Here is a 24,983-nt window from a genome sequence, read left to right as displayed (position 1 = left end):
CGTCTGTGTGGAGAGGGGAGATGAGGATGGGTTACTCGATGACCGGACGGTCGTCTTCGCCACCACCGGCACCTACGGTAAGCACATAGGGGAAACGACTGCGGCGCACCTCTTTGACGAGGGTCTTGCTGTTGCTTCCGGCCTGGGTGGCTATTTCGAGATAATACTTTCCGTCGGCCAGTGCCGGGATCGTGAACGAGAAATGTGTCGGTTCGTTACGTGAAACCGACGTCATCGGAACGGCTGTTTCTGTGTCGTCTTTTTCGGCTATGAAAAAGAAACCGACCGGCTTTCCTTCTTCTCCGGCAATGCGGACACGCTTGCCTTCGCCGTTGAGGTTACCGCCGGCAGTTATTTTGCCATTTATCGCGCCGGTAACCACGTCGGTAACTTTGATAATGGTCGGCATGCCTTCTTCCACCTTATTCACGATCACATCTATCGTTTTCATCTCATCGCGTATCTCGGCACGCGGAGAGCTATGTAAAACAACGTGATTGACCTCAGGATTAAACTTGGCTTCGGGGCCGATAAAGGGCCCGTCTGCGCTCAATGAATTGTTGCTGAAACCGAATTCTACGGTAGAAGCAGAGTAGAGTTCTTCCTTCGCCTGAGCGTATAAATCGTTGTAAGCACTTTCGAGTTCGGTTGCGCTGAACTTGCTTTTATTGGCGGCTGCGAGTCGGCAAAGGTCTTTTATCGTACGGTTGGCTACGTAAATAGTGTTGAATGTGAAGTCATCTTCACGTTCTGTCATCTTGTTCGGTGTCAGATTACCGATGATGCTGCGTTTCTTTGGTTCATTGTTTGCCATGATGCTTTGAATTTGATTAGTTCGGGAAGAACTAGGGTGAGAAAAAGATCTTTTCTGTCAGAAATAGGTGGTTCAAACAGCTAAATATCCCCTTTTTTCGTATGTATTTTACGCGAAGCCTAAAAATCAAGCACTATTTATGCTCGTTTTTGGCATAAATACCTATCTTTGCGACCATAATTAACGTAGTTCTTCCCGAACTCATTCCATTTTTCTGATCACTTATTCGCTACAACTTTCTGAGCTAATGCGCTGTTTCTTTATACATTAGTAGGAAGAAGCAGGATGATGTATAACTTCAGGTTATTAACCATTCCATATAGTGATTGGATCGGTATTCTTATTAATCATACCTTTGCGCCTTCAAAAAACGAAAAGATAATTAAATGATATAAAATATGGATTCAATCGAACAAGTATTAGCGAAGTACAACAAACCTCTTTTCATTCTCCTTTTTGCCCTTTGTCTGTTTCCATTTATTTCTCCGGCTGTAGCCCTGTTTCTGGGGCTGGCATTGGGGATGACAGCCGGACAACCTTTCCCTAAATTCAGTAAGAAAACATCCAAATACCTGTTGCAGTTTTCTGTGGTAGGTTTGGGATTCGGTATGAATCTGCATGAGTCGTTAAAGACCGGTAAGGAAGGGATGCTTTTCACCATTGTATCGGTTGTAGCCGTGATGGTGCTGGGTATCTACCTGGGTAAACGGCTGATGATGGATCGGAAGACAGCCTATCTTATTTCTGCCGGAACGGCTATCTGTGGCGGTAGTGCCATTGCGGCGGTCGGCCCGGTAGTAAAGGCAAACGATAATGAAATGTCGATGGCACTCGGTACTATTTTTATCCTGAATGCGATCGCCTTGTTTATATTCCCGCCGATCGGACATTTGCTGGGTATGACGCAAGAACAGTTCGGTATGTGGGCTGCAATCGCTATCCACGATACCAGTTCGGTGGTCGGTGCCGGAGCGGCTTATGGCGAGCAAGCGCTTGAAATAGCGACGATGGTCAAGCTGACACGTGCTTTGTGGATTATTCCGATCACGATCGTAACGATGTTCCTTTTCCAGCAAAAGGGGGCGAAGATCAGTATCCCCTGGTTTATCTTCTTCTTCATCCTGGCAATGGTGGCAAACACATTCCTGACTATTCCCGAAACAATTACGGCTTCGCTGGTTTGGCTGGCAAAGAAAGGCCTTACCGTTACCCTTTTCCTGATCGGTGCCGGACTGTCGCGTAAGGTAATCAAACAGGTCGGCGTGCGTCCGATGGTACAAGGTGTTGTTCTCTGGATATTTATCGGATTGATCAGTCTGGGTGTAATACTGTTGGTTTAAATTAATTTCTTATCTTTGCGGTTCCTAAGTTAATAAGAAAAGATGGCTTCAAAAGTAACAAAAGGCATTATAATTTCATTTTGGGTGCTGTTCGTTGCAGCAGTAGGAACTGTATTCCTGATATTTACATCCATAGCAAATGGCTCTATTGGCTATATGCCGCCGGTCGAACAGCTCGAAAATCCGATCGATAAATATGCATCCCAGGTTATCTCGTCCGACGGGAAAACGCTGGGAAGTTATGCACATAGTAAAGATAACCGTATTTATGTGAACTACCAGGATCTTTCGCCCGACCTGGTGAAGGCGTTGATCGCTACTGAAGATGTCCGTTTCAGCGAACATAGCGGTATCGATGCACTGGGGCTTTTCCGTGCTATTGTGAAGCGCGGTATCCTGATGCAGAAGAGCGGTGGGGGCGGTAGTACCATTACCCAGCAGTTGGCTAAACAGCTGTTTTCGCCGAATGCCGATAACCTGATGGAGCGTCTGTTCCAGAAGCCGATCGAATGGGTGATTGCCGTCCAGTTGGAACGCTATTATACAAAGGAAGAGATCATTAATATGTATCTGAATAAATTCGACTTCCTGTATAATGCTGTCGGTATTCAATCGGCTGCCCGGGTTTATTTCGGTACTAATCCGAAGAATCTGAAGACAGAGGAAGCCGCTACGCTGGTCGGTATGTGTAAGAACCCTTCTTACTTCAATCCGGTACGCCAGAATGAGCGTACACGAGGCCGCCGTAATACGGTGCTGGAGCAAATGCAGAAAGCGGGTTATATCACCCGTGCCGAATGCGATTCGTTGAAGGCGCTACCGCTGACCGTGCGTTTTACCCGTATGGATCACAAGGACGGCCCGGCGCCTTACTTCCGTGAATATCTGCGTATTTTGATGACCCGCAAGAAACCCGACCGTGGTGAGTACAGGGGGTGGCAGAAACAGCAGTTCTATGAAGACTCCCTGGCCTGGGAAACCAATCCGCTTTATGGCTGGTGCAACAAGAACAAGAAAGCGGATGGCGAGTTCTATAATCTTTATACCGATGGCCTGAAGATATATACGACGATCGACTCCCGTATGCAGCAGTATGCGGAAGAGGCTGTTCGCGAGCATTTCAGCAAAGACCTGCAACCCGCTTTCTTCCAGGCAAACAAAAAGAAGAAACAGGCTCCTTTCTCGATAGACCTTCGCCCGGGTGAAGTGGATACCATTCTGACACGTGCCATGCACCAGACTGACCGCTACCGGATTATGAAAAAGGCCGGCGAGAAAGAGGAAGAGATACGCAAGGTGTTCAATACGCCTGTCGATATGCGTGTATTCTCCTGGAACGGGCCGATCGACACGCTTATGTCGCCGATGGACTCTATCCGTTATCATAAGAGCTTCCTGCGTACCGGCTTCATGTCGATGGATCCGCGTACCGGTTATGTAAAAGCTTATGTAGGGGGGATCGATTATAACGACTTCCAGTATGATATGGTGAATGGCGGACGCCGCCAGATCGGTTCGACTATCAAACCGTTCCTTTATTCGCTGGCGATGATTGAAGGTTTCAGCCCGTGCGACGAAATGATGCATGTGCAAAATACATACTTTGACGAGAACGGCATCCCCTGGACACCGCGTAATGCCAGTGCCAAACGGGTCGGCGAACGTGTCTCCATCCAATGGGGGTTGCAGAATTCGGACAACTGGGTGACGGCGTGGCTGATGAGCCAGATGTCTCCTTATACGTTCGTACGCCTGCTCCATTCGTTCGGTTTGAAGAACCAGATGGATCCTGTGATCTCGATCTGTCTCGGTACGCCTGACGTTTCGGTGGGCGAAATGGTAAGTGGTTATACTGTCTTTGCCAACAAGGGGATCCGTGCGGAACCGATTTATGTGACCCGTATAGAAGACCCGTATGGAAATACGATTGCCAGCTTCAATTCGCAGATGAGCGAGGTGTTGACGGAAGATGCTTCCTATAAGATGCTCCATATGCTGAAGAATGTGATTGATGGCGGAACAGGTAGCCGTGTTCGTTTCCGTTATGGTATCAAGGCGCCGATGGGCGGTAAGACCGGTACGACACAGAACAACTCCGACGGTTGGTTCATGGCCTTTACCCCGAGCCTGGTGTCGGGTTGCTGGGTAGGAGGTGAAGAACGTTCCATCCATTTCGACCGTTTGTCGGAAGGACAGGGGGCAAGCATGGCTTTGCCTATCTACGGTTTGTTCATGCAGAAAGTATATGCCGACAAGACACTCGGTTATTCGGAGGAGGAGGATTTTGATGTCCCCGAACAATATGCGAACCCTTGTAAGACGACAACGGAAGAAGAGCGGAGGCATACTCCGGCGGATATTGGCGGTATCGACAAGATGTTCGAATAACAGACTAAGTTAATTAACATACCCGGCTCCCACAAATCTAAATAATTTGTTAGATTTGTGGGAGTTAATATTTTATACAGGGTATTATGGAACGAGAATCAGTTATTTCCCTGCTGGATGACCGGGAAAAAGTATTCGACTTTGTCGTAATAGGCGGTGGAGCCACAGGTTTGGGAATAGCGCTCGATGCAGCAACCCGCGGATATAGCGTGGCCTTGTTCGAACGTTCGGATTTTACGAAAGGAACTTCTAGCCGGAGCACGAAGCTGGTGCATGGAGGAGTACGTTATCTGGCGCAGGGGGATGTGTCGCTGGTTCTGGAAGCACTGCATGAGCGGGGACTGCTTCGCCATAATGCTTCCCATCTGGTGAAAGACCAGCTTTTTCTGATCCCTTGTTACCGTTGGTGGGAAGGGCCTTTCTATACGGTCGGCCTGATCTTGTACGACCTGATGGCCCGGAAGCTCAGTCTCGGGCGGTCTATTTGTATCGGCCCCAAGCGTGCCGTAAAGACGATCCCTATGCTTCGTAAGAAAGGTATGACTGCCGGTGTGCTTTATCACGACGGCCAGTTCGACGATTCCCGTTTGGCAATCAACCTGGCGCAAACGGCTGTGGAGGCCGGTGGCTGCGTACTGAACTATATGAACGTGACCGGCCTGTTGAAAGAGAAGAAACAGGTGACGGGTGTCGTTGTCCGTGATGAAGAAACAGGTGATATGTACCGGGTGAAGGCTCATTCGGTTATCAATGCCACCGGAGTGTTTGCCGACGAGATACTGCAGATGGATAAGCCGGACAACCGTCCGACTGTCCGCCCCAGCCAGGGAGTCCATCTTGTGCTGGATGCCTCTTTTCTTGACAGCGATTGTGCGGTTATGATCCCTAAAACATCTGACGGACGTGTCCTGTTTGCTGTGCCCTGGCATGATAAGGTCGTGGTAGGCACCACCGATACGTTGATGGAGGAGTCGAGCGTGGAACCGGCCGCCCTGGAGGAAGAGGTGCAGTTTATCCTGAATACGGCTGCCAATTACTTGAACCGTGCCCCGCAGCGGAGCGATGTTTTGTCCGTATTTGCCGGGCTCCGTCCTCTGGCGGCTCCGCGTAACGAGGGGAAAAAAACGAAAGAGATTTCGCGCAGTCATAAACTTATCCGTGAGAAATCGGGTTTAATAACTATAATCGGAGGGAAGTGGACTACCTACCGGAAGATGGCGCAGGACACACTCGATTATGCAATTCGTTATATGCATGTGCCGACACGGGATTGTGTAACCGAAACGTTCCCGGTTCATGGCTCCGGAGTCACTCCCGATTATTCCGATCCTTTATATGTATATGGTACGGATGCCGATGCGATCAGGCAACTGGTGGCTTCTGCCCCGGAAATGGGAGAGAAGTTGCATCCCCGGTATGCTTATACGCGGGGGGAAGTTACCTGGATCATCCGTAATGAGATGGCACGGACATTGGAGGATGTGCTGGCCCGCCGTCTGCGGATCTTGTTTATGGATGCCCGTGCAGCGATGGCAATAGCTCCGCAGGTTGTTGCTATCCTGGCGGAGGAAAGAGGGAAAGACGTTTCCTGGAAAGCCGGGCAACTGGAAGAATTCAATCGTGTGGCTGCCCATTACATATTGGATTGACAAGAAAATGATAATGAACTAACAGAAAGGAAGAATATGAATTTCAGACATAAATATGTACTGTCTATAGACCAGGGTACGACGACTTCCCGGGCCGTTCTGTTTAACCGCCAGGGAGAGATCATCACTTTCTCCCAGAAAGCATTCCAGCAATATTTTCCTAAGCCGGGTTGGGTAGAGCACGACCCGAACGAAATATGGTACACGCAATCGTCCGCGATCAAGGAAGCGATGGCGAAGGCCGATGTGACGGATACCCATATAGCTTGTATCGGTATCGCCAACCAGCGGGAGACGACCATTGTCTGGGATCGCGAGACCGGTTTCCCTGTGTATAATGCCATTGTATGGCAGGATCGCCGCACAGCCGATTATTGCGAAGAACTGAAGGCTGAAGGTTATGCCGACTATATCCAGCAAAAGACCGGCCTGGTGATCGACGCTTACTTTTCTGCCACCAAAGTAAAATGGATACTTGACCATGTGAAAGGTGTCCGCGAACGGGCTGAAAGGGGCGAACTCTGCTTCGGAACCGTCGACTCGTGGCTGATCTGGAAGCTGACGCGTGGTGCTCAGTTCATCACCGATATAACCAATGCATCCCGCACGATGCTTTTCAATATAAATACGTTGCAGTGGGATCAGGAGTTGCTGGATCTTTTTACTATCCCGTCTTCCATGATGCCTGAAGTGAAAAGCAGCAGCGAGGTGTATTGCGAAACCTCTACACCTATCTTTAAAGCGGGTATTCCTGTTTCCGGTATGGCCGGTGACCAGCAAGCCGCTTTATTCGGGCAGCTTTGCCTGGAAGAGGGTATGATGAAAACGACCTACGGAACCGGATGTTTCATGATCGTGAATACCGGGGAGAAGCCTGTCTTCTCACAAAATAACCTGCTGACGACGATTGCCTGGAAGCTGGGGGACAAGGTTACCTATGCACTGGAAGGGAGTGTGTTTGTCGGCGGAGCAGTCGTTCAATGGCTGCGTGACGGTATCGGTCTGATCCCGAATGCACCGGTGACGGAACAGATGGCCAAGTCGGTTCCTGATAACGGCGGGGTCTATTTTGTTCCCGCCCTGACCGGATTAGGGGCTCCCTACTGGGATCAGTATGCCCGTGGTGCTATCATTGGCATTACCCGGGGAACGACGGCCGCCCATCTGACACGTGCCGCGCTTGAAGGTATTTGCTATCAGGTGTATGATGTCCTGATGGCTATGGAAAACGATATTCATGCCAAGCCGAAAGAGATCCGGGTAGACGGTGGGGCTATTGCCAATAATTTCCTGATGCAGTTTCAGGCGGATATCTGCCAGTGTCCGGTGGTTCGTCCCCGGATATTGGAAACAACGGCTTTAGGGGCGGCTTATCTGGCCGGTCTGGCAGTGAATTACTGGAAGGATATGGACGAACTGAAGGAACAATGGTCGCTGGATACTATATTCACGGCTAAGATGAAGCCCGAGACGGCAATGGCTTTGCTTACCGATTGGCATAAAGCGGTTGGCCGTACGATGAACTGGGCGATGGAGAGTGAAATCTGATCTTATAATTAATACCTTACTTACCATGACACCATTTCTTGCTGAATTTATAGGAACTATATTGCTGATCCTGATGGGAGGCGGTGTAGTTGCCAATGTCTGCCTGACAAAGACAAAAGGGAACAGTGCCGGGTGGATGGCTATCACCACCGCCTGGGCATTAGGTGTTTTTATCGGGGTGGTTGTGGCCGGGCCGTATAGCGGGGCTCATCTGAATCCTGCGGTTTCGATCGGGCTGGCTATCGGGGGGACTTTTCCCTGGAGCGAGGTGCCTGTTTATATTCTGGCCCAATTCCTGGGTGCGGCGTTAGGGGCATTGGTGGTTTGGCTGGTTTACAAGGATCATTTCGATGCAACGGATAGCCAGGCGGCAAAGTTGGGCGTGTTTTGTACCAATGCGGAGATCAGTAATCCGGTTATCAATTTCCTGACGGAGATGGTGGGGACGTTTGTCCTGATGTTCGTTGTCTTTTATATTACGGATGGTGAACTGACGTATGAAAGTAACAGTACGCTACCGATCGGGCTTGGATCGGTCGGAGCTATTCCGGTGGCGTTTACGGTTTGGGTGATCGGCCTGTCGCTCGGTGGGCCGACCGGGTATGCCATTAATCCGGCCCGCGATCTGGCTCCGCGTTTTATGCATACCATTCTTCCGATTAAAGGAAAAGGAAGCAGTCATTGGGAATATGCCTGGATCCCCGGAATTGCACCGATTGCAGGATCTGCGATAGCTGCGATGCTGTATTATGTTCTGAAATAGGACTTAAACGCTTTAGATCTATCTTAAATAATTGCTATATTCGTAGTGCTATTCTGGAAGAAGAGAGTAGCATTTATCTAATTTAGATCTATTGAAATGAGTAAAACAACCACATTACTTTTAGTCTTTTGTCTGATACTGTCCGGATGCGGAAACCATAAATCCCATAGTGACCAGTCTGCGTTGCGACCGGATTCGTTATCCGAACTTCATAGCCATGCACAACAGTTGTTCGACAAAGCTCGTGAACTGCAAAAAAGCGAGGACTATCCTGCTGCCATATCCGCTTATCAGCAATTAATCTCCCTGGAACCAACCGGAGAAAACATAAAGCCTGTGGCAAACCTGATAGATGAAGGATTTCTGCAACTGGTCTATTGCTATATCTTTTCCGGGCAACGTAAGGACGGGGCGGACTATTTCAGTTCAGTTTATAAGGAAAACAAGTTCTGGTTTGTACGAAACTATCCTCGTAGTGCGGAAATCAGTACTGCTTACTCCCTCTATGAAGCGACACGTCTGGATGAAGCTGTGGCTTTGATAGATCGTGCTTTGTCACGTCCGGAGGAGGGTAGGGAGAAAGAGCAGCTTTATGTGGATAATGGCATTGCCTCCGTCATTTATAACCAGACCGGTGAAATACGTAAGGCGATAGCTTGCGGCGAACGGAGCCTGGAGATCATAAAGACGCTGGAAGATCAGTCGAAGATCGTGTTTGTGCTGGGTAACCTGATCTACCAGTATCAGCAGGTTGGAGAGTTTGAGGAAGCCCTTGCCGCTTATGATGCTCTGCTGGCTACCGGTGAAGGGGAAAAGAATCCGTACGGACTATGTGCAGCCGAGACAAATGTCGTACAGCTTTATGACGAATGGGGATTGGAGGAGGAAGTAATGACTCATCTCGATAAAGCCAGGGATGCAGCCCGCCTGAGTGGAGTTCCCGATGCCTTTCTCCGGGTAGATAATTTGTCTGCTTATTATGCTCTTCAATCGAAAGAGTATGAAAAGGCGGTAACATTGTTGGACAGTATGCAGGTTCGTATGCCGGATCGTTCGCAGAACTCGTTTTATCATGAGTTTTATGATAATTATACCTGCATCCTGGCTGTCAACGAAACGAAAGGGAAAGACGGAAAGGCCATTGCCGCTGCCCGCCGGCTGATCGGAGAACTGAAGAATAAACCGTTGAATAACCTTTCGGTGTTGACATACCGCCTGTTGGGGGATGTGCTGGCGGAGGTAGGAGAGACAGAGGCGGCGATTGAGGCGTATCTGGCTTGTGGCGATTATATACAAAAGAACCAACTGGTGAATCAGCAGCGCCTGGTCTATTATGCGCTGGGAGAGTTGTATGCAGAAACAAAGCGTCCGGCCGAATCGTCCCGTTATCTGCTAATGGCTCATCAGGCAAACCAGTTGTTTACCGAACGCCGGAATGCCGGACTGATCTCGCAGTTCCGGGTTAAATACGAAACAAAGGAAAAGGAACAGGATAACCGGTTGTTGCGTGCCGAATTACAATTGCGGGAACGTTCCCTGCGACATTATATACTGATCGGTGTCCTGTCCATCTTATTATGTGTTGTTTTTATGCTTTGGCTGACTATGCGCCACCGCACTTTGAGTTTGCGTCATGAGGCTAGTCTTCGCCAACATGAATTAGATAAAATCCGGCACAGGGAATCCCTTCGTCAGATCGAGGAGAAGGAGGCTCAACTCCGTCAGATGCTGACCGAGCGACAAAAGCTGAATCGTAAAAACGAAGAACTCCGCATACAGATTGAAACGGCGGAGGCTCAGCACACCATGCAGGATGTGATCAACAGTCTTTCTCCTTGTCTGCTGACAGCCGATGAGGAACAGGAGTTCCGTCGTCAGTTTTGTCTCCTTTACCCATCTTTCCTATCGGGGTTACGGGAGATTTGCCCTGCCGTGACACGTAATGATGAGTTGCTGGCTATGCTTATCCGCCTGAATCTTTCTTCGGAAGAGATCGCATTAGCTCTCGGAAATCATAAGGCAAGTGTGAATACTTCCCGTTTCCGCTTGCGAAAAAAGCTGGGACTGGATAAAGACGTGTCGCTGGAAGAGTATATGAGTCGATTTTAAGCGGCTTATAAATCAACGCTTTGTTGGCGATGGCTGCAATTGTCTATTGAATTGTCTATTGCTGTTTTTAGGAAATAGCTATGGTATTATATAGTTTTGCTTTTGTTGTATGGCTCCTGAGCGGAGTTGCTATTATATTATGAATTAAAACTAGTGAACATGAAAACCAGTACATTTTCAACATTAAAGAAACCATTTTTATTGAGACGTCTATTGGCTTTAACTTGTGCATTCTTATCAGTGATGATCTTATTTGCAGCTTGCAGCGATGATGATGAGCCGTGTCCGGCACAACATCCGCAGGTGGCGGTTTGTCTGAAAAACCAGACGAACAGTTGGCGTACAGCCTTAAGTTATTATGCAACCAATCAGTTGGAGTCGAAAGGGTTGACTTACGCAACCTATGTGGCCAAGGATAAAACACAGCAGGCAAACCAGATACGGATGGCTCTGGAAGCAGGTTGTCAAATACTGGTGGTTGTTCCCGAAGGTATCGGAAAAGAGGCGCTCGATTTCGCTTTCTCGGCGGGAATACCCGTTATTATGTTTGAAGACGGGGTGACTGATGGATATACGGCATTGGTACAAGGTGATAATGCGGCTGCCGGAAAGAATGCGGCGGGGTATATTGCATCAAAAGGAGCCGTACATGTGGTTGCTTTTAAGATCACGCAAGATCCGGCATCGAGTGATGCCCGTGTCGGTGCTTTTACGGAGGAACTGAAATCCAAATCACCTTCCACCCGGTTGACTACACAAACTCTTTCATTATATACAAGTGCTGACGGTAAGGAAGCGGCAGCCCGTATCCTGGCCGGTGACCCGTCGGTAGATGCCTTCTATGCCCAGGATGACGAGGTGGCATCCGGCGTGATCGAAGCGATCAGCGAATCCGGGCGTACTGATATCAAAGTCGTTGTCGGTTGTGGCGGATCGCAGGCGTTCCTGTCGTTGATCCTTTCAACAACGGTAACAGATGTTGCTACAACGCTTTATTCGCCGTCCATGATCACCAAATGTGTGGATCTGGCTGATGATCTATTAAAAGGTAAGGCCATTGAAGAAAAACAGATCGTGATGCCTGCCACTGTCGTGAACAAGGGGAATGCCGGGGAGTATCAGGACAGCAATTCACCTTATTGATTGGTTCGGGTATTCATTATTCAATCAACTCCCGAATAACCCTTATCACTTCCGGAATAGAAGCCTCTACTTCCGGAGTCAGTTCCATATTCACTTCATTCAGGTTGGCGGCGGAGATCACGATCAGATGCACTTCGGGAAGGTCGCCGGTCAGGATCATGGTTTCGATCATATCGCGAAGGCCGATCTCGTGAGCACTCATCAGGGGAGGATAGTCGCTGGCATATTGCGGACGGATTAGGCGGACGGTACCCGGCGGGTTACTGTCGAGGGTGGCGTCGACCATGATGATATGGTCGTAGCCCGTCAGCCAGCTGATCAGATGAAGGCCACCCGTCCCGCCATCCATCAGGGTGACATGGGCGGGAAGCGTTTCTTTTTCAAGAGCCCGGATGACGTGAATACCGACTCCTTCGTCTTTCAGCAACAAGTTGCCGACACCTAATATAAGCGTTTTCTTTTCCATAAATTCGTAATAAGCAGGGTTTTATATCTGAAAGAATAGCACTATAGTGCTAGGGATACCAACACTATAGTGCCAGCTATGTTAACACTAGTGTATCATACCCCGTAGCACTATAGTCCTGTTAAGAGTCAAGTATCACTCATTCTTTTTTGCAATCTTGGTGATCGTCTCAGCCGTCTCCGTTATCTCTTCCTTGTCTGCAATCTCTTCTTCGATAAACTTCCAGCCACCGATGATGGAAGACGTTTCGCCACGCTGTTCGATGTAGTCGTGATAGAACACCAGATAGACATGTACGATGGCGAAGAGGATGAAGAACCACATCAGGAAATGATGAATCTGCCGTGCCATCAGGTCGCCGCCCATCAGCGGGATCGTCCAGGCAAACAGTTGAGGGAATGCCGACTGGCTCATCTTGGCATACAGTCCGAAGCCCGTAATGCTTTGAAGCAGGAAAGCCCAGAACGTACCGAAGTAGATCAGGCTCGCCAAAGCATTATGCCCGATACTTTCGACCGGCTTGTTCTTTATCATCAGGATATCGACCTTAATGACTTCCAGCACTTCCTGCCATTGCGCTTTCTTCAACGGGATGAAGTTCGTCCACCGGGCAAAGCGATTTCCCACGAATCCCCAGTACAAACGGAATACGAAGTTGAAGAAGAACACGAAGGCCGCTACAAAATGGATGAAACGGACGATGCCGAACCAGTAACTGAAATACGCTTCCGAAGCATTCAGTATAGCGGGAGGATCGGCAATGATAAATCCGGTAATGCAGAGTATAACGATACACAATGCATTTACCCAGTGATAAATACGTACGGGAAGCTCCCATACATATACCTCGGTGAGGCGTTTCTTGCGACTTTTCATAGCAATACTATTTAAAACGTATCCATTTGGTGTACATACTTCCCTTCTTCGTCATACAGATGCACGGCACAAGCCAGGCACGGGTCGAAAGAGTGAATTGTCCGGAGGATTTCGAGCGGCTGGTTGGCATCGTGTACCGGTGTGCCGATCAGGGCCGACTCGTAAGGGGATAGATTTCCGTTCTCGTCTCTCGGCGAAGCATTCCAGGTAGTAGGAACCACCATCTGGTAATTCTTCACCCGGTTGTTTTCCATCACGATGAAATGGGCGAGTGCGCCACGCGGAGCTTCGGTCAGTCCGACACCCTGCGCTTTCTTCGGCCAGTTCTCGTTTTCCCACATCACCGGGTTGGCCATGCGTGAGTCTCCGTTCTCCAGATTCTTCATCAGTTGGTCGAAGAATTCGAGTGCCCAGCCGGCTACCAACTGCGTCTCGATCCCGCGGGCGGCTGTACGGCCCAGGGTGGAGAAAAGGGCACTGGCCGGAAGGTCGAGTGCTGCCAGGACATTGTCGACAGCCGTCTTTTGCGGTTCCTTACCGGCGGCATACGCCACGACCAGACGGGCGAGCGGGCCAACTTCCATCGGCTTTTCTTTCCAGCGCGGGGTTTTGATCCAGCTGTATTTGTCTTCTACATCCAGGTGTTTGTAAGGTGGTTTCGGGCCTGTATATTCCAGATTGGTTTCCCCGTCGTAGGGATGCAGACCGGCTTTATCGCCTTCCGTATATTTATACCAGGAGTGATAGATGTATTCTTTTATCTCATCGGGAGAGTTGGCATCTACGGGATGCACCTTGCTCAGGTCGCGATCCAACACGATACCGCGCGGACTCATGAAATCTTCTATACCGGCATATCCGTGCAGCGGGAAGTCGCCGTACGACAGGTAATTGCTTACGCCGCCGCCGATCTTGCTCCATTCATCCTTGTAGACTCCGGCGATCATCAGCAGGTCGGGAATATAGACCTGGTCGATGAAGTCTTTGCCTTCCTGCAACTTCTGTTTCACCAGCGCCAGGCGTTCGGCATTGATCGAGTTGGCTTCGTTGAGGTCGATACTGCACGGCATACCGCCGACGAGGAAGTTCGGATGCGGGTTCTTTCCGCCGAAGACGGCATGTACCTTCACGATCTCTTTCTGCCATTCCAGTGCTTCGAGGTAATGTACTGTGGCGATCAGGTTCTGCTCCGGTGTCAGCTTGTAGGCCGGATGTCCCCAGTAGCCGTTGGAGAATATACCCAGTTGGCCGCTTGCAACAAATTTCTTCAGGCGGTCTTGTGTCGCTTTGAAGTAACCTTCCGTGTTCTTCGCCCACGGAGAGAGTTGCTGGGCGAGGAGGGCAGCCTTCTGCGGGTCGGCTTTCAGGCCGGAGACGATATCTACCCAGTCGAGCGCGTGCAATTGATAGAAGTGCACCGTATGGTCGTGCATATAAAGCACTGCTTCCATAATGTTACGCACCATTTCCGCATTGGGAGGAATGGTGATATCCAACGCATGTTCGACCGCACGCACCGAGCAAAGCGAATGGATGGAGGTGCACACGCCGCAAACGCGTCCTACGAATACCCAAGCATCGCGCGGGTCGCGGTCGCGTACTATATTTTCTATTCCGCGTACCATCGTACCGGAACTGTAAGCGTCTTTAATCTTGCCGCCTTCTATGACAGCTTCTACCCGCAGATGGCCTTCGATACGGGTGATAGGGTCTATAACGATTCTTTCAGACATGGTAATACGAATTTAGATGTTAGACTTACTTTCCGGTTCGTCGTTGTCGATCAACTCCTTCTTGCGGATATTGGTGGCAACGGCGTGAACAGCGATACCGGCTGCTGTTGCGGCTCCCAGGGCAAGGCCGATCTGGTCGGCGGTTGCTTCGATCCCGAAGCCGTGGACGTCGGGCATCCGTTTATAGAACGGGCTGTTGTCCCAGAAGTTCTCTTCGCTGCAACCCAGGCAGGGGTGACCGCTCTGGATCGGGTAACTCGTCCCTTCATTCCATTTGATAATACCGCACGAGTTGTACGTGCTCGGCCCTTTACAACCCACTTTGTAGAGACAATAACCTTTCTTGGCATTCTCGTCGTCGAAGCTTTCAACGAACAGTCCGGCGTCGAAGTTGGCACGGCGGTAACAGGTATCGTGTACGCGGCGGGAGTAGAACATCTTCGGACGTCCCAGACCGTCGAGCTGCGGCATGCGTTCGAACGTCAGCATATAGATGATAACGCCAGCCATCACGTCGGCGATAGGAGGACAGCCCTGTACATTAATAATAGGTTTCCCCTTTATTACCTTATGAATGGCTTTGGCACCGGTCGGGTTCGGGTTAGCCGCCTGTACGCAACCGGCACAGGCACAGTTTCCCCAAGCAATGATCGCCTTGGCACCTTCTGCCGCTTCCTTCGTGATCTGCAAAGCACTTTTACCGCCTACACAGCAATAGGCTTCGTCTTTGGTCGGGATCGAGCCTTCTATCATAAGCAGGTATTCGCCATGATACTTCTTCATGGTTTCCTCTTTGGCAGCTTCAGCCTGTTCGCCGGCAGCAGCCATCAGGGTTTCCGTATAGTCGAGTGAGATTTTATCGAGCAGGAGAGTCGCCACGATCGGGTGGGCGGCGCGGATGAACGATTCGGTACAGCAGGTGCATTCCTGCAGGTGAAGCCAGATAACCGGCAGGCGGGGCTTCGTTTCCAGTGCATTGACAACCTGTGCAACCCCGGATGCTTCCAATCCCATAAGGGCGGCCATGGTAGTGCAGAATTTCAGGAAATCCCTTCGGGAGATGCCTTTCTGTCGGCATTCCTCGTAGACGGTCGGTCTTTTATTTTCCATATCTTAGTAATTTATTGGTTTCTTTGTTTTGTTGCGATGATCGTCATCCTCCGTTGACGGCGGTCGTCACCTCTCGTTGACGGTAGTCGTCATCACCCGTTGACGGTAGTCGTCGCCTCTCGTTGACGGTTCCCGTCAGCAGATGCGAGGCAACTGTTCCCCACTCAGCATGTCTACAATGCGGTAGTTACCGTATAGTGTTTTCATCTTTACGATCGCGTTTCCTTTTGCAGTTACACGGCCGATGATTGTTGCATCCTTTCCTTCCGGGAAGCTTTTCATGATAGCAAGCGCCTCCTGTGCCCGGGCTTCGGGGAGGATGACCAGCACCAATCCCTCGTTGGCCACATAGAGCGGGTCGAGCCCGAGTATCTCCGAAGCGCCTTTGACGGCATCGGGGATCGGGAGGGCGGCTTCATCCAGCACGATCTCTGCGTTGGCAGCTTTTGCTATCTCGTTCAATGTCCCGCTTACGCCACCCCGTGTGGGATCGCGTAGGACATGGACTTCCTCTATATTTTTTAACAACCGGGAAAGCATATTGTTTAACGAAACTGTATCACTTTTCAGATTTGTTTCAAATCCGAGACTTTCGCGGGCGGAGAGGATCGTAATGCCGTGTGCCCCTATCGGCCCGCTGCAAATGACAACATCCCCGGTCTCTACACGGTCGGGGGCGATGCGGATGCCTTCGGGCACGACTCCGATACCGCTGGTGTTGATGAATAGTTTGTCGCATTTACCGCGCTCCACCACTTTGGTGTCGCCTGCCACGATCTGTACGCCGGCTTTGTCGGCTGCCCGGCGCATGGATTGTACGATCCGTTGCAGGTCGGCTAGCGGCAATCCTTCTTCCAGTATGAATCCGGCCGTCAGATAGAGCGGGCGGGCACCGCAACAGGCCAGGTCGTTCACCGTTCCGTTCACTGCCAGGTCTCCGATGTCGCCACCGGGGAAGAAAATGGGGTCGACAACGAACGAGTCGGTCGAGCAGGCCATCCGTCCTTCCTGAACGGGAAAAACACAGCCGTCATGATCCTGTTCCAGCAGCGCATTGCGGAAGGCTGGATAAAATATTGTACTGATCAGTTGATGCGTCAAACGTCCGCCACCGCCGTGTGCCATCAGTACACAATCGGCGTTATTCAGCGGAACCGGACAACTAAAATCTTCACTCTTCATATTACATATATTTATAGTATGCAGCGCAAACTCCTTCCGACGAAACCATCGGAGCTCCTACCGGACGTTCCGGCGAACAGGCCTTTCCGAAGAAAGGACAGTCGGATGGTTGCTTGATGCCGCGCATGATGTCTCCGGCAATACATCTGGATGAAATTTCAGCTCCTTTCGGATGGAACGGGAATTTCTCCCGGGAGGAATAGTTTGCATACTCTTTCTTTAATTGTAATCCGCTGCCGGGAATGAGTCCGATCCCACGCCATTCCTGGTCGCATGGTTCGAGTGTTTCATCCATTAAACGGCGGGCGGCGGGATTGCCTTCTTCCGGTACGACCCGTTTGTAGGCATTCTCTACAAAATGGCTTCCGTTCTCCAGTTGAAGGAGGCAGCGGTAAATGCCATACAGCAGATCGACCGGTTCAAAGCCGGTTACGACCATGGGTGTCTTATATCTCTCTGCCAGTTTATGGTAAGCTGTATTGCCGGTGATTGCACAAACATGTCCGGCTGTAAGAAAACCGTCCACTTTGCATTCAGGGTCGGAAAGGATGGCTTCCATAGCCGGAGGAACGGTAAATAAAGAGGTGAGGAGCGAAAAGTTCGGCAACTTCCTCCGCTGTGCTTCTTTTAAAGCCATCATGTGGACGGGAGCCGTCGTTTCAAAGCCGATAGCAAAGAAGACGACTTCCTTATCTGGATAAGCTTCTGCCAGTTCAACCGCATCGAGCGGGGAGTAAAGCATACGGACATCCGCCCCGTGTGCTTTGGCTTGCAGCAGGTCTTCCTTTGTTCCCGGCACACGCATCATATCGCCGAATGAGGCCAGTATGACAGAGGGCTGTCCGGCCAGTTCCAGTGCCTGGTCGATCAGTGCAACCGGAGTTACACAGACCGGACATCCGGGGCCGTGAAGCAAATGTATCTCTCGCGGTAATAGTTCTTCCAGGCGGTAACGGGCGATGGCATGTGTCTGTCCGCCGCATATCTCCATGATATGCCACGGCTGGGTCGTTACCTGCCGGATAGCCCGGAGTAACGATTGTACCTGATCGTTGTTTCTGTATTCATCGACGTATTTCATAAGCGTTGCAGCTTCTTAAGGTCTTCCAGTGTTTCCTCTGCTTCCTGAGCATTCACTACGGAGATCGCCATTCCGGCATGTGCCAGAATATAATCGCCTTCTGCTACATCCACCCATTGGATACAGATGTTCTTTACGATGCCGCTGAAATCTACCTTTGCCATCGTCAGATCAGGCTCGGAGCGGTCAATGCTTACTATTTTACCCGGGATTGCAAGACACATAAGTTGATTTGTTTTTATTAACAACTTCAAAAGTAGGTAATATGTTTTGGAAAAGGTGTGTTAAATGATACATATTATCTATTAAGTGATAAATAAAAACTATCTGTATTGTTGTCCGGACGGTTTGTTTATTCGGGTAAACCCTCTATATTTGTCCGGACAGTTAAAACATAAAGGGTGAAAATATCGATATTGACAATCCGTGGATTAGTGCAAGGCGTTGGCTTTCGTCCTTTTATCTATCGTATCGCAAGTGAGATGGGGATAAAAGGAGAGGTCGATAACCGGAATAACGGTGTTTGCATCCGGGCTATCTTGACTCCGGAGCAATGCGACCGGTTTATCTCCCGTATAAAGAAAGAGCATCCGCCTGTTGCTGCAATTCATAGCATCTGGGTGACGGAGGTAGAAGATCCGGCCACGAATTACACGGACTTTTCCATTACACCCAGCCGTTCCGACTCGAACGAGGTAACGCAGGTGGCACCCGATATCGCCGTTTGCCCGGAATGCCTGCAAGACAGGAAGGAGCAGCCCCATCGTCTGCAATATCCCTTTATAAACTGTACCCATTGCGGCCCGCGCTTTTCCATCATCCGTGATCTGCCCTATGACCGGAAACAGACAACCATGTCTGCTTTTGCGATGTGTCCTGATTGCGGAAAAGAATACGGAACTGTCAGTGACCGACGATTTCATGCGCAACCTGTGGCCTGCAATCATTGCGGGCCTTTCTATTATACCCGATATAATAATGTAGAGATAACCGACTACCGGACGCTGTTCGATCTTTCCTGCCGCTTACTGTGCGAAGGTGAAGTGATTGCGGCAAAAGGTATCGGCGGCTATCATTTGATATGCGATGCTGCGAACGAACAGGCGGTGAAACGTCTGCGTGAGATAAAGCAGCGCGACAGTAAGCCTTTTGCCGTTATGTTCCGTTCAGTCGGTCTACTGAAAGAATATGCTGAAGTCGATCCTGCGGAAGAAGATTGCCTGATCTCCTGGCGTCGTCCGATCGTCTTGCTGAAGCAAAAGAAAGCCCTTGCTGCTGATATCAACCGGGATATGCAAACGTTAGGTTGTATGTTGCCGTATATGCCATTGCATTATGATTGGTTTGCAGCGCTGGATGTCCCGGCATTGGTTATGACCAGCGGAAACCTGAGTGATTATCCGATTGCTATTACTCCTGCGGAAGCGGAGGAACAGTTATCCGGTAAAGTGCCGCTGATACTTCATCATAACCGGGATATTTATAACCGGGTGGATGATTCGGTTTTGCAGGTTTGCGGCGGGCAGCCTTGTCTGATCCGTCGTTCGCGTGGTTACGTGCCCGAGCCTTTCTTTGCCGATGTGGAGGTGGAAGGAATCCTGGCTTTCGGAGCAGAAAAAGTAAATACGTTCGCTTTGGGAAAGGAAGATACGATCCTGCAAAGCCAGTATATCGGCGATTTAAAGAATTGGGAAACATTCAGCTTCTATACGGAATCCTTGGAACGGTTTGAACATCTTTTCCGTTTCACGCCAACATCCCTGGTGTGTGACCTGCATCCCGATTATCTTTCTTCGCAGGAAGCGGAACGTACGGCTGTGCGTTGCGGATTACCTTTGCTGAAGGTTCAGCATCATCATGCCCATGCTGCGGCCTGTATGCTGGAGTACGGATTGCATGAACTGGTAATAGCTATCGTGCTGGATGGAACCGGATTGGGTGACGATGGTAAAGTCTGGGGCGGCGAGTTTTTTCTTTGCGACCGTAAGACGTATCGTCGTTTGTCGCATTTCGAGTATGTCCCGCTGCCCGGCGGTGATAAGGCTTCTGTTGAACCCTGGCGGATGGCTGTCGCTTTTTTGTGGCATTACTTCGGAGAATCAGTTCGCTTTCCGGATGGTTTCATCGAGCGGATAGGAGAACAGAAGATCCGGATGCTGATTACTATGATGGAGAAAGGGATAAACACACCTTATACTTCCAGTGTCGGTCGGCTTTTCGACGCTGTTGCTTCTTTGCTGGGACTTTGTGATGTATCGACTCACCAGGCCGAAGCACCGGTACGGCTCGAACAAGTGGCTTCTATTGAACCCTTTGACTGCTATCCGGTTCTAATAAAAGAAGATGTTATTTCCTTTTGTCCGCTGTTTGAAGAGTTATTGAATGATCTGGCTTCCGGAGTGTCGGTTTGTGATATTTCCGCCCGGTTCCATAATACGATCGCTTATCTGCTGTTGGATGAAGGAAAACGGCTTCTGAAGCAAACCGGAGTTTCCCGTGTGGTCATCTCCGGCGGCTGTTTTCAAAATAAAAGGCTGACGGAGCAGTTGCAGCGTCTTTTTGCCGAAGCCGGCATTCCGTTGTATGTTCCCGGCCGTATACCTTGTAACGATGGAGGAGTGGCAGTTGGTCAACTGGCTATTGCCGCTTCCCGAAATAAAAAAGAATGATATGCATGAAATGTCTATTGCACAAAGTATTGTGGATCTTGCCGAAGAGCAGGCGCGTAATCGTGGTTCGTTAGCGGTCGAAGAGTTGGAGCTGGAGATCGGACGCCTTGCCGGTGTGGAGCTACAAACCCTGGCTTTCGCCCTGGAAAGCGCAGTGAAAGGGTCTATGCTCGAACAGGCAACTATTGTACGCCATATTATTGAGGGTGAAGGACAGTGCACCGACTGCGGACATACATTCCCGATGGAAGCATTATTCGCTTCTTGTCCGGAGTGCGGTTCTTATTGTGTTAAAATCATTAAAGGAAAAGAACTTCGTGTAAAATCGATTGTTATTAAATAATAAATACAAAACGCTTATGTGTGGAACTTGCGGATGCGGAGAGCATCATCATCACGAACACGACCATGATCATGGCCATGAACATCACCATCATCACCACGATGAAGGCAAAGTAATAACACTCGAACAGGATATTCTTCAGCGCAATAACTTGCTGGCTGAACGCAATCGCGGTTATTTTGAAGCAAAAGAGATCTTTTGCCTGAACCTGATGAGTTCACCCGGCTCGGGAAAGACAACGCTTCTGGAAGAAACTGTCCGCCGTCTCGTAGGGGCTGTTCGCGAACAGCCTTCCCCAAAGATATATGTTATCGAAGGCGACCAGCAAACATCCAATGATGCCGACCGTATCGCAGCCCTCGATATACCTGTGTTTCAGGTGAATACCGGAACAGGCTGCCATCTGGAAGCTGATATGGTGAACCATGCCGTTAAGCATCTTTCTCCGGAAAATGGCTCGATATTGTTTGTCGAGAATGTAGGCAACTTGGTTTGTCCCGCTATGTTCGATCTGGGAGAGGCAAAGAAAGTCGTAATCGTGAGTACCACGGAAGGGGATGATAAGCCTTTGAAGTATCCGCATATTTTTGCTGAAGCTGATATTTGCGTGATTAATAAGATCGATCTTGCACCCTATCTGGATACAAATGTAGAGGCGTTGAAGAATAATGCTTTGAAGGTGAATCACCATTTAAAGGTCTTTGAAGTGTCGGCTACGAAAGGAACCGGAATGGATGCCTGGTGCGATTGGTTGGTCTCAGAGTGTACAAAATGTAAATAAATTACCCGGATTTCGGTGGATGAATAGATAAAAAAGCTATATTTGTTCCAATTCATTGAACCAAATTAATCAAAATGTTATGATTAACCGAGAATTAATCGACCCTAAGAGCATCGTTGTAGTAGGTGGCTCAAATAATGTACACAAGCCGGGTGGACGGTTGGTACGAAATCTTCTGGATGGTAAATATAAAGGAGAACTGTATGTTGTCAACGCTAGGGAAGACGATGTACAAGGTTTGAAATCTTATCATTCTGTACATGATATACCGGACACGGAGATGGCTATCGTGTCGATTCCCGGTCCTTCTTGTCCTGAGGCTATCGATGTACTGGCTAATCAGAAGAATGTAAAAGCTTTTATCGTTGTTTCTGCCGGTTTTGGCGAAGAAACCCATGAGGGAGCCCTTTTAGAAGACCAGATGCTGGCAACAGTGAACGAAGCCGGCGCTTCCATGATCGGCCCGAACTGTATCGGGCTGATGAATACGAAATTTCACGGCGTATTTACGCAACCTATACCTGAATTTCATCCGGATGGAGTGGATTTTATTTCCAGCTCCGGAGGTACGGCACTTTTCATTATCGAGTCTGCATTGACAAAAGGGTTGCGTTTCTCATCTGTCTGGTCGGTCGGTAACTCCAAGCAGATTGGAGTGGAGGAGGTGCTTGAGTATATGGATCGTCACTTTGATCCTGTGCTCGACTCAAAGATTAAAATGCTTTATATAGAACAAATCAAGAATCCGGATAAACTGCTTTATCATGCATCCTCATTGATCCGTAAAGGCTGTCATATTGCTGCCATTAAAGCTGGTAGTACGGAATCGGGTAAACGTGCCGCTTCGTCACATACCGGTGCAATAGCCAGCTCGGATTCAGCCGTTGAAGCTTTATTCCGTAAAGCAGGTATCGTACGTTGTTTCAGTCGTGAAGAATTGACTACGGTTGCCAGTATCTTTACATTGAAAGAGGTGAAAGGAAAGAATTGTGCTATTATAACCCATGCCGGAGGCCCGGCGGTCATGTTGGCCGATGCTCTTTCGAAAGGGCGTCTGAATGTGCCGAATCTGGAAGGGCCGATTGCTGCTGAATTGAAATCCAAATTGTATCCTGGAGCCGCTGTCGGTAATCCGATCGATATAATCGGAACCGGTACGCCTGAACATTTAGCTACCGCGATCGATTATTGTGAAAATCATTTTGAGGAGATCGATTTGATGATGGTTATTTTCGGTAGTCCCGGCCTGGTCAAACTCTATGAGACATACGAGGTACTTCATAAAAAGATGGAGGAATGTAAGAAACCTATCTTCCCTGTTTTACCATCTATTGTAACGGCAGGTCCTGAAGTGCGCAGTTTTGTAAAGAAAGGTCACGTCAACTTCTCCGATGAGGTGACATTGGGAACAGCTCTTTCGCGCGTGATCAATACGCCGAAGCCGATGAGTACCGATATTCAGTTATATGGTGTCAACGTACCGGAAGTACGCCGGATTATCGATCAGTTACCTTCAAACGGTTATCTGGCACCCGAACAGGTTCGAACTTTATTGGGAGCTGCAAATATTCCGTTAGTGGAAGAGTTTACATCGACGGATAAAGACGAGCTGATAGCATTTGCCAAGAAGGTAAAATTCCCGGTTGTAGCTAAGGTGGTTGGTCCTGTACACAAAAGTGATATCGGTGGCGTTGCCTTGAATATCCGGAGTGAAGAACATTTATTGTTCGAATTCGAGCGTATGATGCGCTTACCGGATGTAACGGCCATTATGGTTCAGCCTATGCTGAAAGGGCAGGAGTTGTTCCTCGGTGCGAAGTATGAGGAAGGTTTCGGCCATGTTATACTTTGCGGATTAGGAGGTATTTTCGTCGAAGTACTGAAAGATGTATCATACGGGTTGGCTCCTTTATCATATGATGAAACATATTCAATGATCCATTCTTTGCGCGGATATCCAATCATAAAGGGAACACGTGGACAAAAAGGTATTGATGAGCAGCAATATGCAGATATTATCGTTCGTCTTTCTACTATCCTTCGCTTTGCTTCTGAGATAAAAGAGATGGATATTAATCCGCTGTTGGCAACTGACCGGGGATTGTTTGCTGTCGATGCACGGATAAGGATTGAAAAGTGATCGTATAAATACGAAATAAAAAAGGGGAATTGAAAATGTATTAGCCTGTCGATTATTTTCAATTCCCCTTTTTATTTATTGACTGTTCAATCCATCTTTTTCTTTCTCTTTCCGGTTCTTTTTCTTCCCGGAAGGCTAGGGCTGATATTGTTTCTGACGAAATTTTTAAAACTACTTAATGACACCTGGTAATATTCAGCCAGTTCAGCATAAGTCGCTTTTTCTTCGTTTAGCTCTTTTTCTATCTGTTCTTTCTGAGCAAGCAGGTGATCCATTTTAGGAGTTCCTTTGGGTCGTCCGAGAGCTGTCCCTTTATTTCTACTGATCTCAAGAGATTCTCTTGTACGGGTCGAGATTAGTTTACTTTCAATCTCTGAAACGAGTCCGAAAGTAAATGCCAACGTCTTGCTGTCGACGTTATCTTCGAAAGTGTACCCTTCCTTAAGACAGTAAAGTGTCACTTTCTTCTCAATACATAACAAGATCAAATGCATAATTTCCATTAATTTCCGGCTTAGACGGGTAACATCTGCCACAATCAGTGTGTCGCCGGCATTCATATTCTTAATTATTTCTTCAAGCCTGTTTTTATGGCGTGAAGAAGTAGTTCGAGAATCATTATGCCATTTGTCTATGGTTATGTTATTATTTACTGCAAATTGTTCAATCGCATTTTTTTGATTGTCACTTTGTTGCTTGTTTGAATATGTTCGTGTATAGGCAATTATCATACTATTTTCAATGTTGATATGTTTATATTATAACATATTGGCCTGCAATATGTTCATGTTTAATGATCTACTTCTTTCCTTTGCTTTTCCTCCTTTCCCTTTAGTTGAGGTAATAAA

Annotated in this window: 20 protein-coding genes; 11 read left to right on the top strand and 9 right to left on the bottom strand. The window is 48.9% G+C overall.

The genetic code is table 11. The annotated features are described in order from the left end of the window. Positions 1-31: 31 nt before the first annotated feature. Positions 32-814, bottom strand: a complete 783-nt coding sequence (locus HMPREF1536_RS23865) for a DUF4469 domain-containing protein (RefSeq protein WP_028728426.1) — start codon at positions 812-814, stop codon at positions 32-34. A 398-nt stretch (positions 815-1,212) separates the two neighbouring features. On the opposite strand from HMPREF1536_RS23865, the gene HMPREF1536_RS23860 reads away from it, so the two are divergent. From HMPREF1536_RS23860 to HMPREF1536_RS23830, 7 genes are all read left to right on the top strand, one after another. Then, complete coding sequence (locus HMPREF1536_RS23860; RefSeq protein ID WP_028728427.1) at positions 1,213-2,154, top strand: YeiH family protein; 942 nt, start codon at positions 1,213-1,215, stop codon at positions 2,152-2,154. Positions 2,155-2,196: 42 nt separating this feature from the next. Continuing rightward, positions 2,197-4,542 carry a transglycosylase domain-containing protein gene (locus HMPREF1536_RS23855; protein ID WP_028728428.1) on the top strand — a complete coding sequence of 782 codons (2,346 nt, stop codon included), beginning with the start codon at positions 2,197-2,199 and terminating at the stop codon, positions 4,540-4,542. Positions 4,543-4,628: 86 nt separating this feature from the next. Then, the gene (locus tag HMPREF1536_RS23850) at positions 4,629-6,191 is read left to right on the top strand and encodes a glycerol-3-phosphate dehydrogenase/oxidase (protein WP_028728429.1); all 1,563 of its coding nucleotides are present in this window, start codon (positions 4,629-4,631) and stop codon (positions 6,189-6,191) included. Between the two features lie 36 nt (positions 6,192-6,227). Further along, entirely contained in the window at positions 6,228-7,739 is a 1,512-nt protein-coding gene (gene glpK / locus HMPREF1536_RS23845; protein WP_028728430.1) for a glycerol kinase GlpK, read from the top strand. 25 nt (positions 7,740-7,764) lie between these two features. Then, the gene (locus HMPREF1536_RS23840) at positions 7,765-8,502 is read left to right on the top strand and encodes an MIP/aquaporin family protein (RefSeq protein ID WP_028728431.1); all 738 of its coding nucleotides are present in this window, start codon (positions 7,765-7,767) and stop codon (positions 8,500-8,502) included. Positions 8,503-8,598: 96 nt separating this feature from the next. After that, positions 8,599-10,611, top strand: a complete 2,013-nt coding sequence (locus HMPREF1536_RS23835) for an outer membrane protein assembly factor BamD (protein ID WP_028728432.1) — start codon at positions 8,599-8,601, stop codon at positions 10,609-10,611. A gap of 159 nt (positions 10,612-10,770) precedes the next feature. Next, positions 10,771-11,754: a substrate-binding domain-containing protein gene (locus HMPREF1536_RS23830; RefSeq protein ID WP_028728433.1), complete on the top strand. Its 984-nt coding sequence runs from the start codon at positions 10,771-10,773 to the stop codon at positions 11,752-11,754. A 16-nt stretch (positions 11,755-11,770) separates the two neighbouring features. On the opposite strand, the gene HMPREF1536_RS23825 is transcribed toward HMPREF1536_RS23830, so the two are convergent. From HMPREF1536_RS23825 to HMPREF1536_RS23795, 7 genes are all read right to left on the bottom strand, one after another. Then, positions 11,771-12,220, bottom strand: a complete 450-nt coding sequence (locus tag HMPREF1536_RS23825) for a HyaD/HybD family hydrogenase maturation endopeptidase (protein WP_028728434.1) — start codon at positions 12,218-12,220, stop codon at positions 11,771-11,773. 135 nt (positions 12,221-12,355) lie between these two features. Next, positions 12,356-13,096 carry a Ni/Fe-hydrogenase, b-type cytochrome subunit gene (gene cybH, locus HMPREF1536_RS23820; protein WP_028728435.1) on the bottom strand — a complete coding sequence of 247 codons (741 nt, stop codon included), beginning with the start codon at positions 13,094-13,096 and terminating at the stop codon, positions 12,356-12,358. Positions 13,097-13,107: 11 nt separating this feature from the next. After that, complete coding sequence (locus HMPREF1536_RS23815) at positions 13,108-14,829, bottom strand: nickel-dependent hydrogenase large subunit (protein WP_028728436.1); 1,722 nt, start codon at positions 14,827-14,829, stop codon at positions 13,108-13,110. A 12-nt stretch (positions 14,830-14,841) separates the two neighbouring features. Continuing rightward, a complete protein-coding gene (locus HMPREF1536_RS23810) occupies positions 14,842-15,939 on the bottom strand; it encodes a hydrogenase small subunit (RefSeq protein ID WP_028728437.1) in 1,098 nt (365 codons plus the stop codon). 135 nt (positions 15,940-16,074) lie between these two features. Further along, positions 16,075-17,121: a hydrogenase expression/formation protein HypE gene (hypE, locus tag HMPREF1536_RS23805; protein ID WP_028728438.1), complete on the bottom strand. Its 1,047-nt coding sequence runs from the start codon at positions 17,119-17,121 to the stop codon at positions 16,075-16,077. 1 nt (position 17,122) lies between these two features. After that, entirely contained in the window at positions 17,123-18,202 is a 1,080-nt protein-coding gene (hypD, locus tag HMPREF1536_RS23800; protein WP_028728439.1) for a hydrogenase formation protein HypD, read from the bottom strand. Then, the gene (locus tag HMPREF1536_RS23795; protein WP_028728440.1) at positions 18,199-18,426 is read right to left on the bottom strand and encodes a HypC/HybG/HupF family hydrogenase formation chaperone; all 228 of its coding nucleotides are present in this window, start codon (positions 18,424-18,426) and stop codon (positions 18,199-18,201) included. Before HMPREF1536_RS23795 ends, hypD begins: the two co-directional genes overlap by 4 nt. Positions 18,427-18,603: 177 nt before the next feature. On the opposite strand from HMPREF1536_RS23795, the gene hypF reads away from it, so the two are divergent. The 4 genes from hypF (at position 18,604) to HMPREF1536_RS23775 (ending at position 24,135) form a co-directional block, all read left to right on the top strand. Beyond that, on the top strand, positions 18,604-20,871 hold the full coding sequence (hypF, locus tag HMPREF1536_RS23790; RefSeq protein WP_028728441.1) for a carbamoyltransferase HypF: 2,268 nt from the start codon (positions 18,604-18,606) through the stop codon (positions 20,869-20,871). Position 20,872: 1 nt separating this feature from the next. After that, on the top strand, positions 20,873-21,214 hold the full coding sequence (gene hypA / locus HMPREF1536_RS23785) for a hydrogenase maturation nickel metallochaperone HypA (RefSeq protein ID WP_028728442.1): 342 nt from the start codon (positions 20,873-20,875) through the stop codon (positions 21,212-21,214). A 16-nt stretch (positions 21,215-21,230) separates the two neighbouring features. Then, complete coding sequence (gene hypB, locus HMPREF1536_RS23780) at positions 21,231-21,995, top strand: hydrogenase nickel incorporation protein HypB (protein WP_028728443.1); 765 nt, start codon at positions 21,231-21,233, stop codon at positions 21,993-21,995. A gap of 79 nt (positions 21,996-22,074) precedes the next feature. Beyond that, positions 22,075-24,135, top strand: coding sequence for an acetate--CoA ligase family protein (locus HMPREF1536_RS23775; RefSeq protein WP_028728444.1), 2,061 nt, complete (start codon positions 22,075-22,077; stop codon positions 24,133-24,135). An 86-nt stretch (positions 24,136-24,221) separates the two neighbouring features. Here HMPREF1536_RS23775 and HMPREF1536_RS23770 read toward each other — a convergent pair whose 3' ends face one another. Next, positions 24,222-24,866: a recombinase family protein gene (locus tag HMPREF1536_RS23770; RefSeq protein WP_028728445.1), complete on the bottom strand. Its 645-nt coding sequence runs from the start codon at positions 24,864-24,866 to the stop codon at positions 24,222-24,224. Positions 24,867-24,983 lie beyond the last annotated feature (117 nt).

The organism is Parabacteroides gordonii MS-1 = DSM 23371 (assembly GCF_000969825.1).
GTDB classification, from domain to species: domain Bacteria; phylum Bacteroidota; class Bacteroidia; order Bacteroidales; family Tannerellaceae; genus Parabacteroides; species Parabacteroides gordonii.
This window is presented reverse-complemented; position numbering and strand designations above follow the sequence as displayed.

Coding starts and splice junctions, on each gene's coding strand:
- HMPREF1536_RS23865 (WP_028728426.1), bottom strand. CDS start 814: ATGGCAAACAATGAACCAAAGAAACGCAGCATCATCGGTAATCTGACA.
- HMPREF1536_RS23860 (WP_028728427.1), top strand. CDS start 1,213: ATGGATTCAATCGAACAAGTATTAGCGAAGTACAACAAACCTCTTTTC.
- HMPREF1536_RS23855 (WP_028728428.1), top strand. CDS start 2,197: ATGGCTTCAAAAGTAACAAAAGGCATTATAATTTCATTTTGGGTGCTG.
- HMPREF1536_RS23850 (WP_028728429.1), top strand. CDS start 4,629: ATGGAACGAGAATCAGTTATTTCCCTGCTGGATGACCGGGAAAAAGTA.
- glpK (WP_028728430.1), top strand. CDS start 6,228: ATGAATTTCAGACATAAATATGTACTGTCTATAGACCAGGGTACGACG.
- HMPREF1536_RS23840 (WP_028728431.1), top strand. CDS start 7,765: ATGACACCATTTCTTGCTGAATTTATAGGAACTATATTGCTGATCCTG.
- HMPREF1536_RS23835 (WP_028728432.1), top strand. CDS start 8,599: ATGAGTAAAACAACCACATTACTTTTAGTCTTTTGTCTGATACTGTCC.
- HMPREF1536_RS23830 (WP_028728433.1), top strand. CDS start 10,771: ATGAAAACCAGTACATTTTCAACATTAAAGAAACCATTTTTATTGAGA.
- HMPREF1536_RS23825 (WP_028728434.1), bottom strand. CDS start 12,220: ATGGAAAAGAAAACGCTTATATTAGGTGTCGGCAACTTGTTGCTGAAA.
- cybH (WP_028728435.1), bottom strand. CDS start 13,096: ATGAAAAGTCGCAAGAAACGCCTCACCGAGGTATATGTATGGGAGCTT.
- HMPREF1536_RS23815 (WP_028728436.1), bottom strand. CDS start 14,829: ATGTCTGAAAGAATCGTTATAGACCCTATCACCCGTATCGAAGGCCAT.
- HMPREF1536_RS23810 (WP_028728437.1), bottom strand. CDS start 15,939: ATGGAAAATAAAAGACCGACCGTCTACGAGGAATGCCGACAGAAAGGC.
- hypE (WP_028728438.1), bottom strand. CDS start 17,121: ATGAAGAGTGAAGATTTTAGTTGTCCGGTTCCGCTGAATAACGCCGAT.
- hypD (WP_028728439.1), bottom strand. CDS start 18,202: ATGAAATACGTCGATGAATACAGAAACAACGATCAGGTACAATCGTTA.
- HMPREF1536_RS23795 (WP_028728440.1), bottom strand. CDS start 18,426: ATGTGTCTTGCAATCCCGGGTAAAATAGTAAGCATTGACCGCTCCGAG.
- hypA (WP_028728442.1), top strand. CDS start 20,873: ATGCATGAAATGTCTATTGCACAAAGTATTGTGGATCTTGCCGAAGAG.
- hypB (WP_028728443.1), top strand. CDS start 21,231: ATGTGTGGAACTTGCGGATGCGGAGAGCATCATCATCACGAACACGAC.
- HMPREF1536_RS23775 (WP_028728444.1), top strand. CDS start 22,075: ATGATTAACCGAGAATTAATCGACCCTAAGAGCATCGTTGTAGTAGGT.
- HMPREF1536_RS23770 (WP_028728445.1), bottom strand. CDS start 24,866: ATGATAATTGCCTATACACGAACATATTCAAACAAGCAACAAAGTGAC.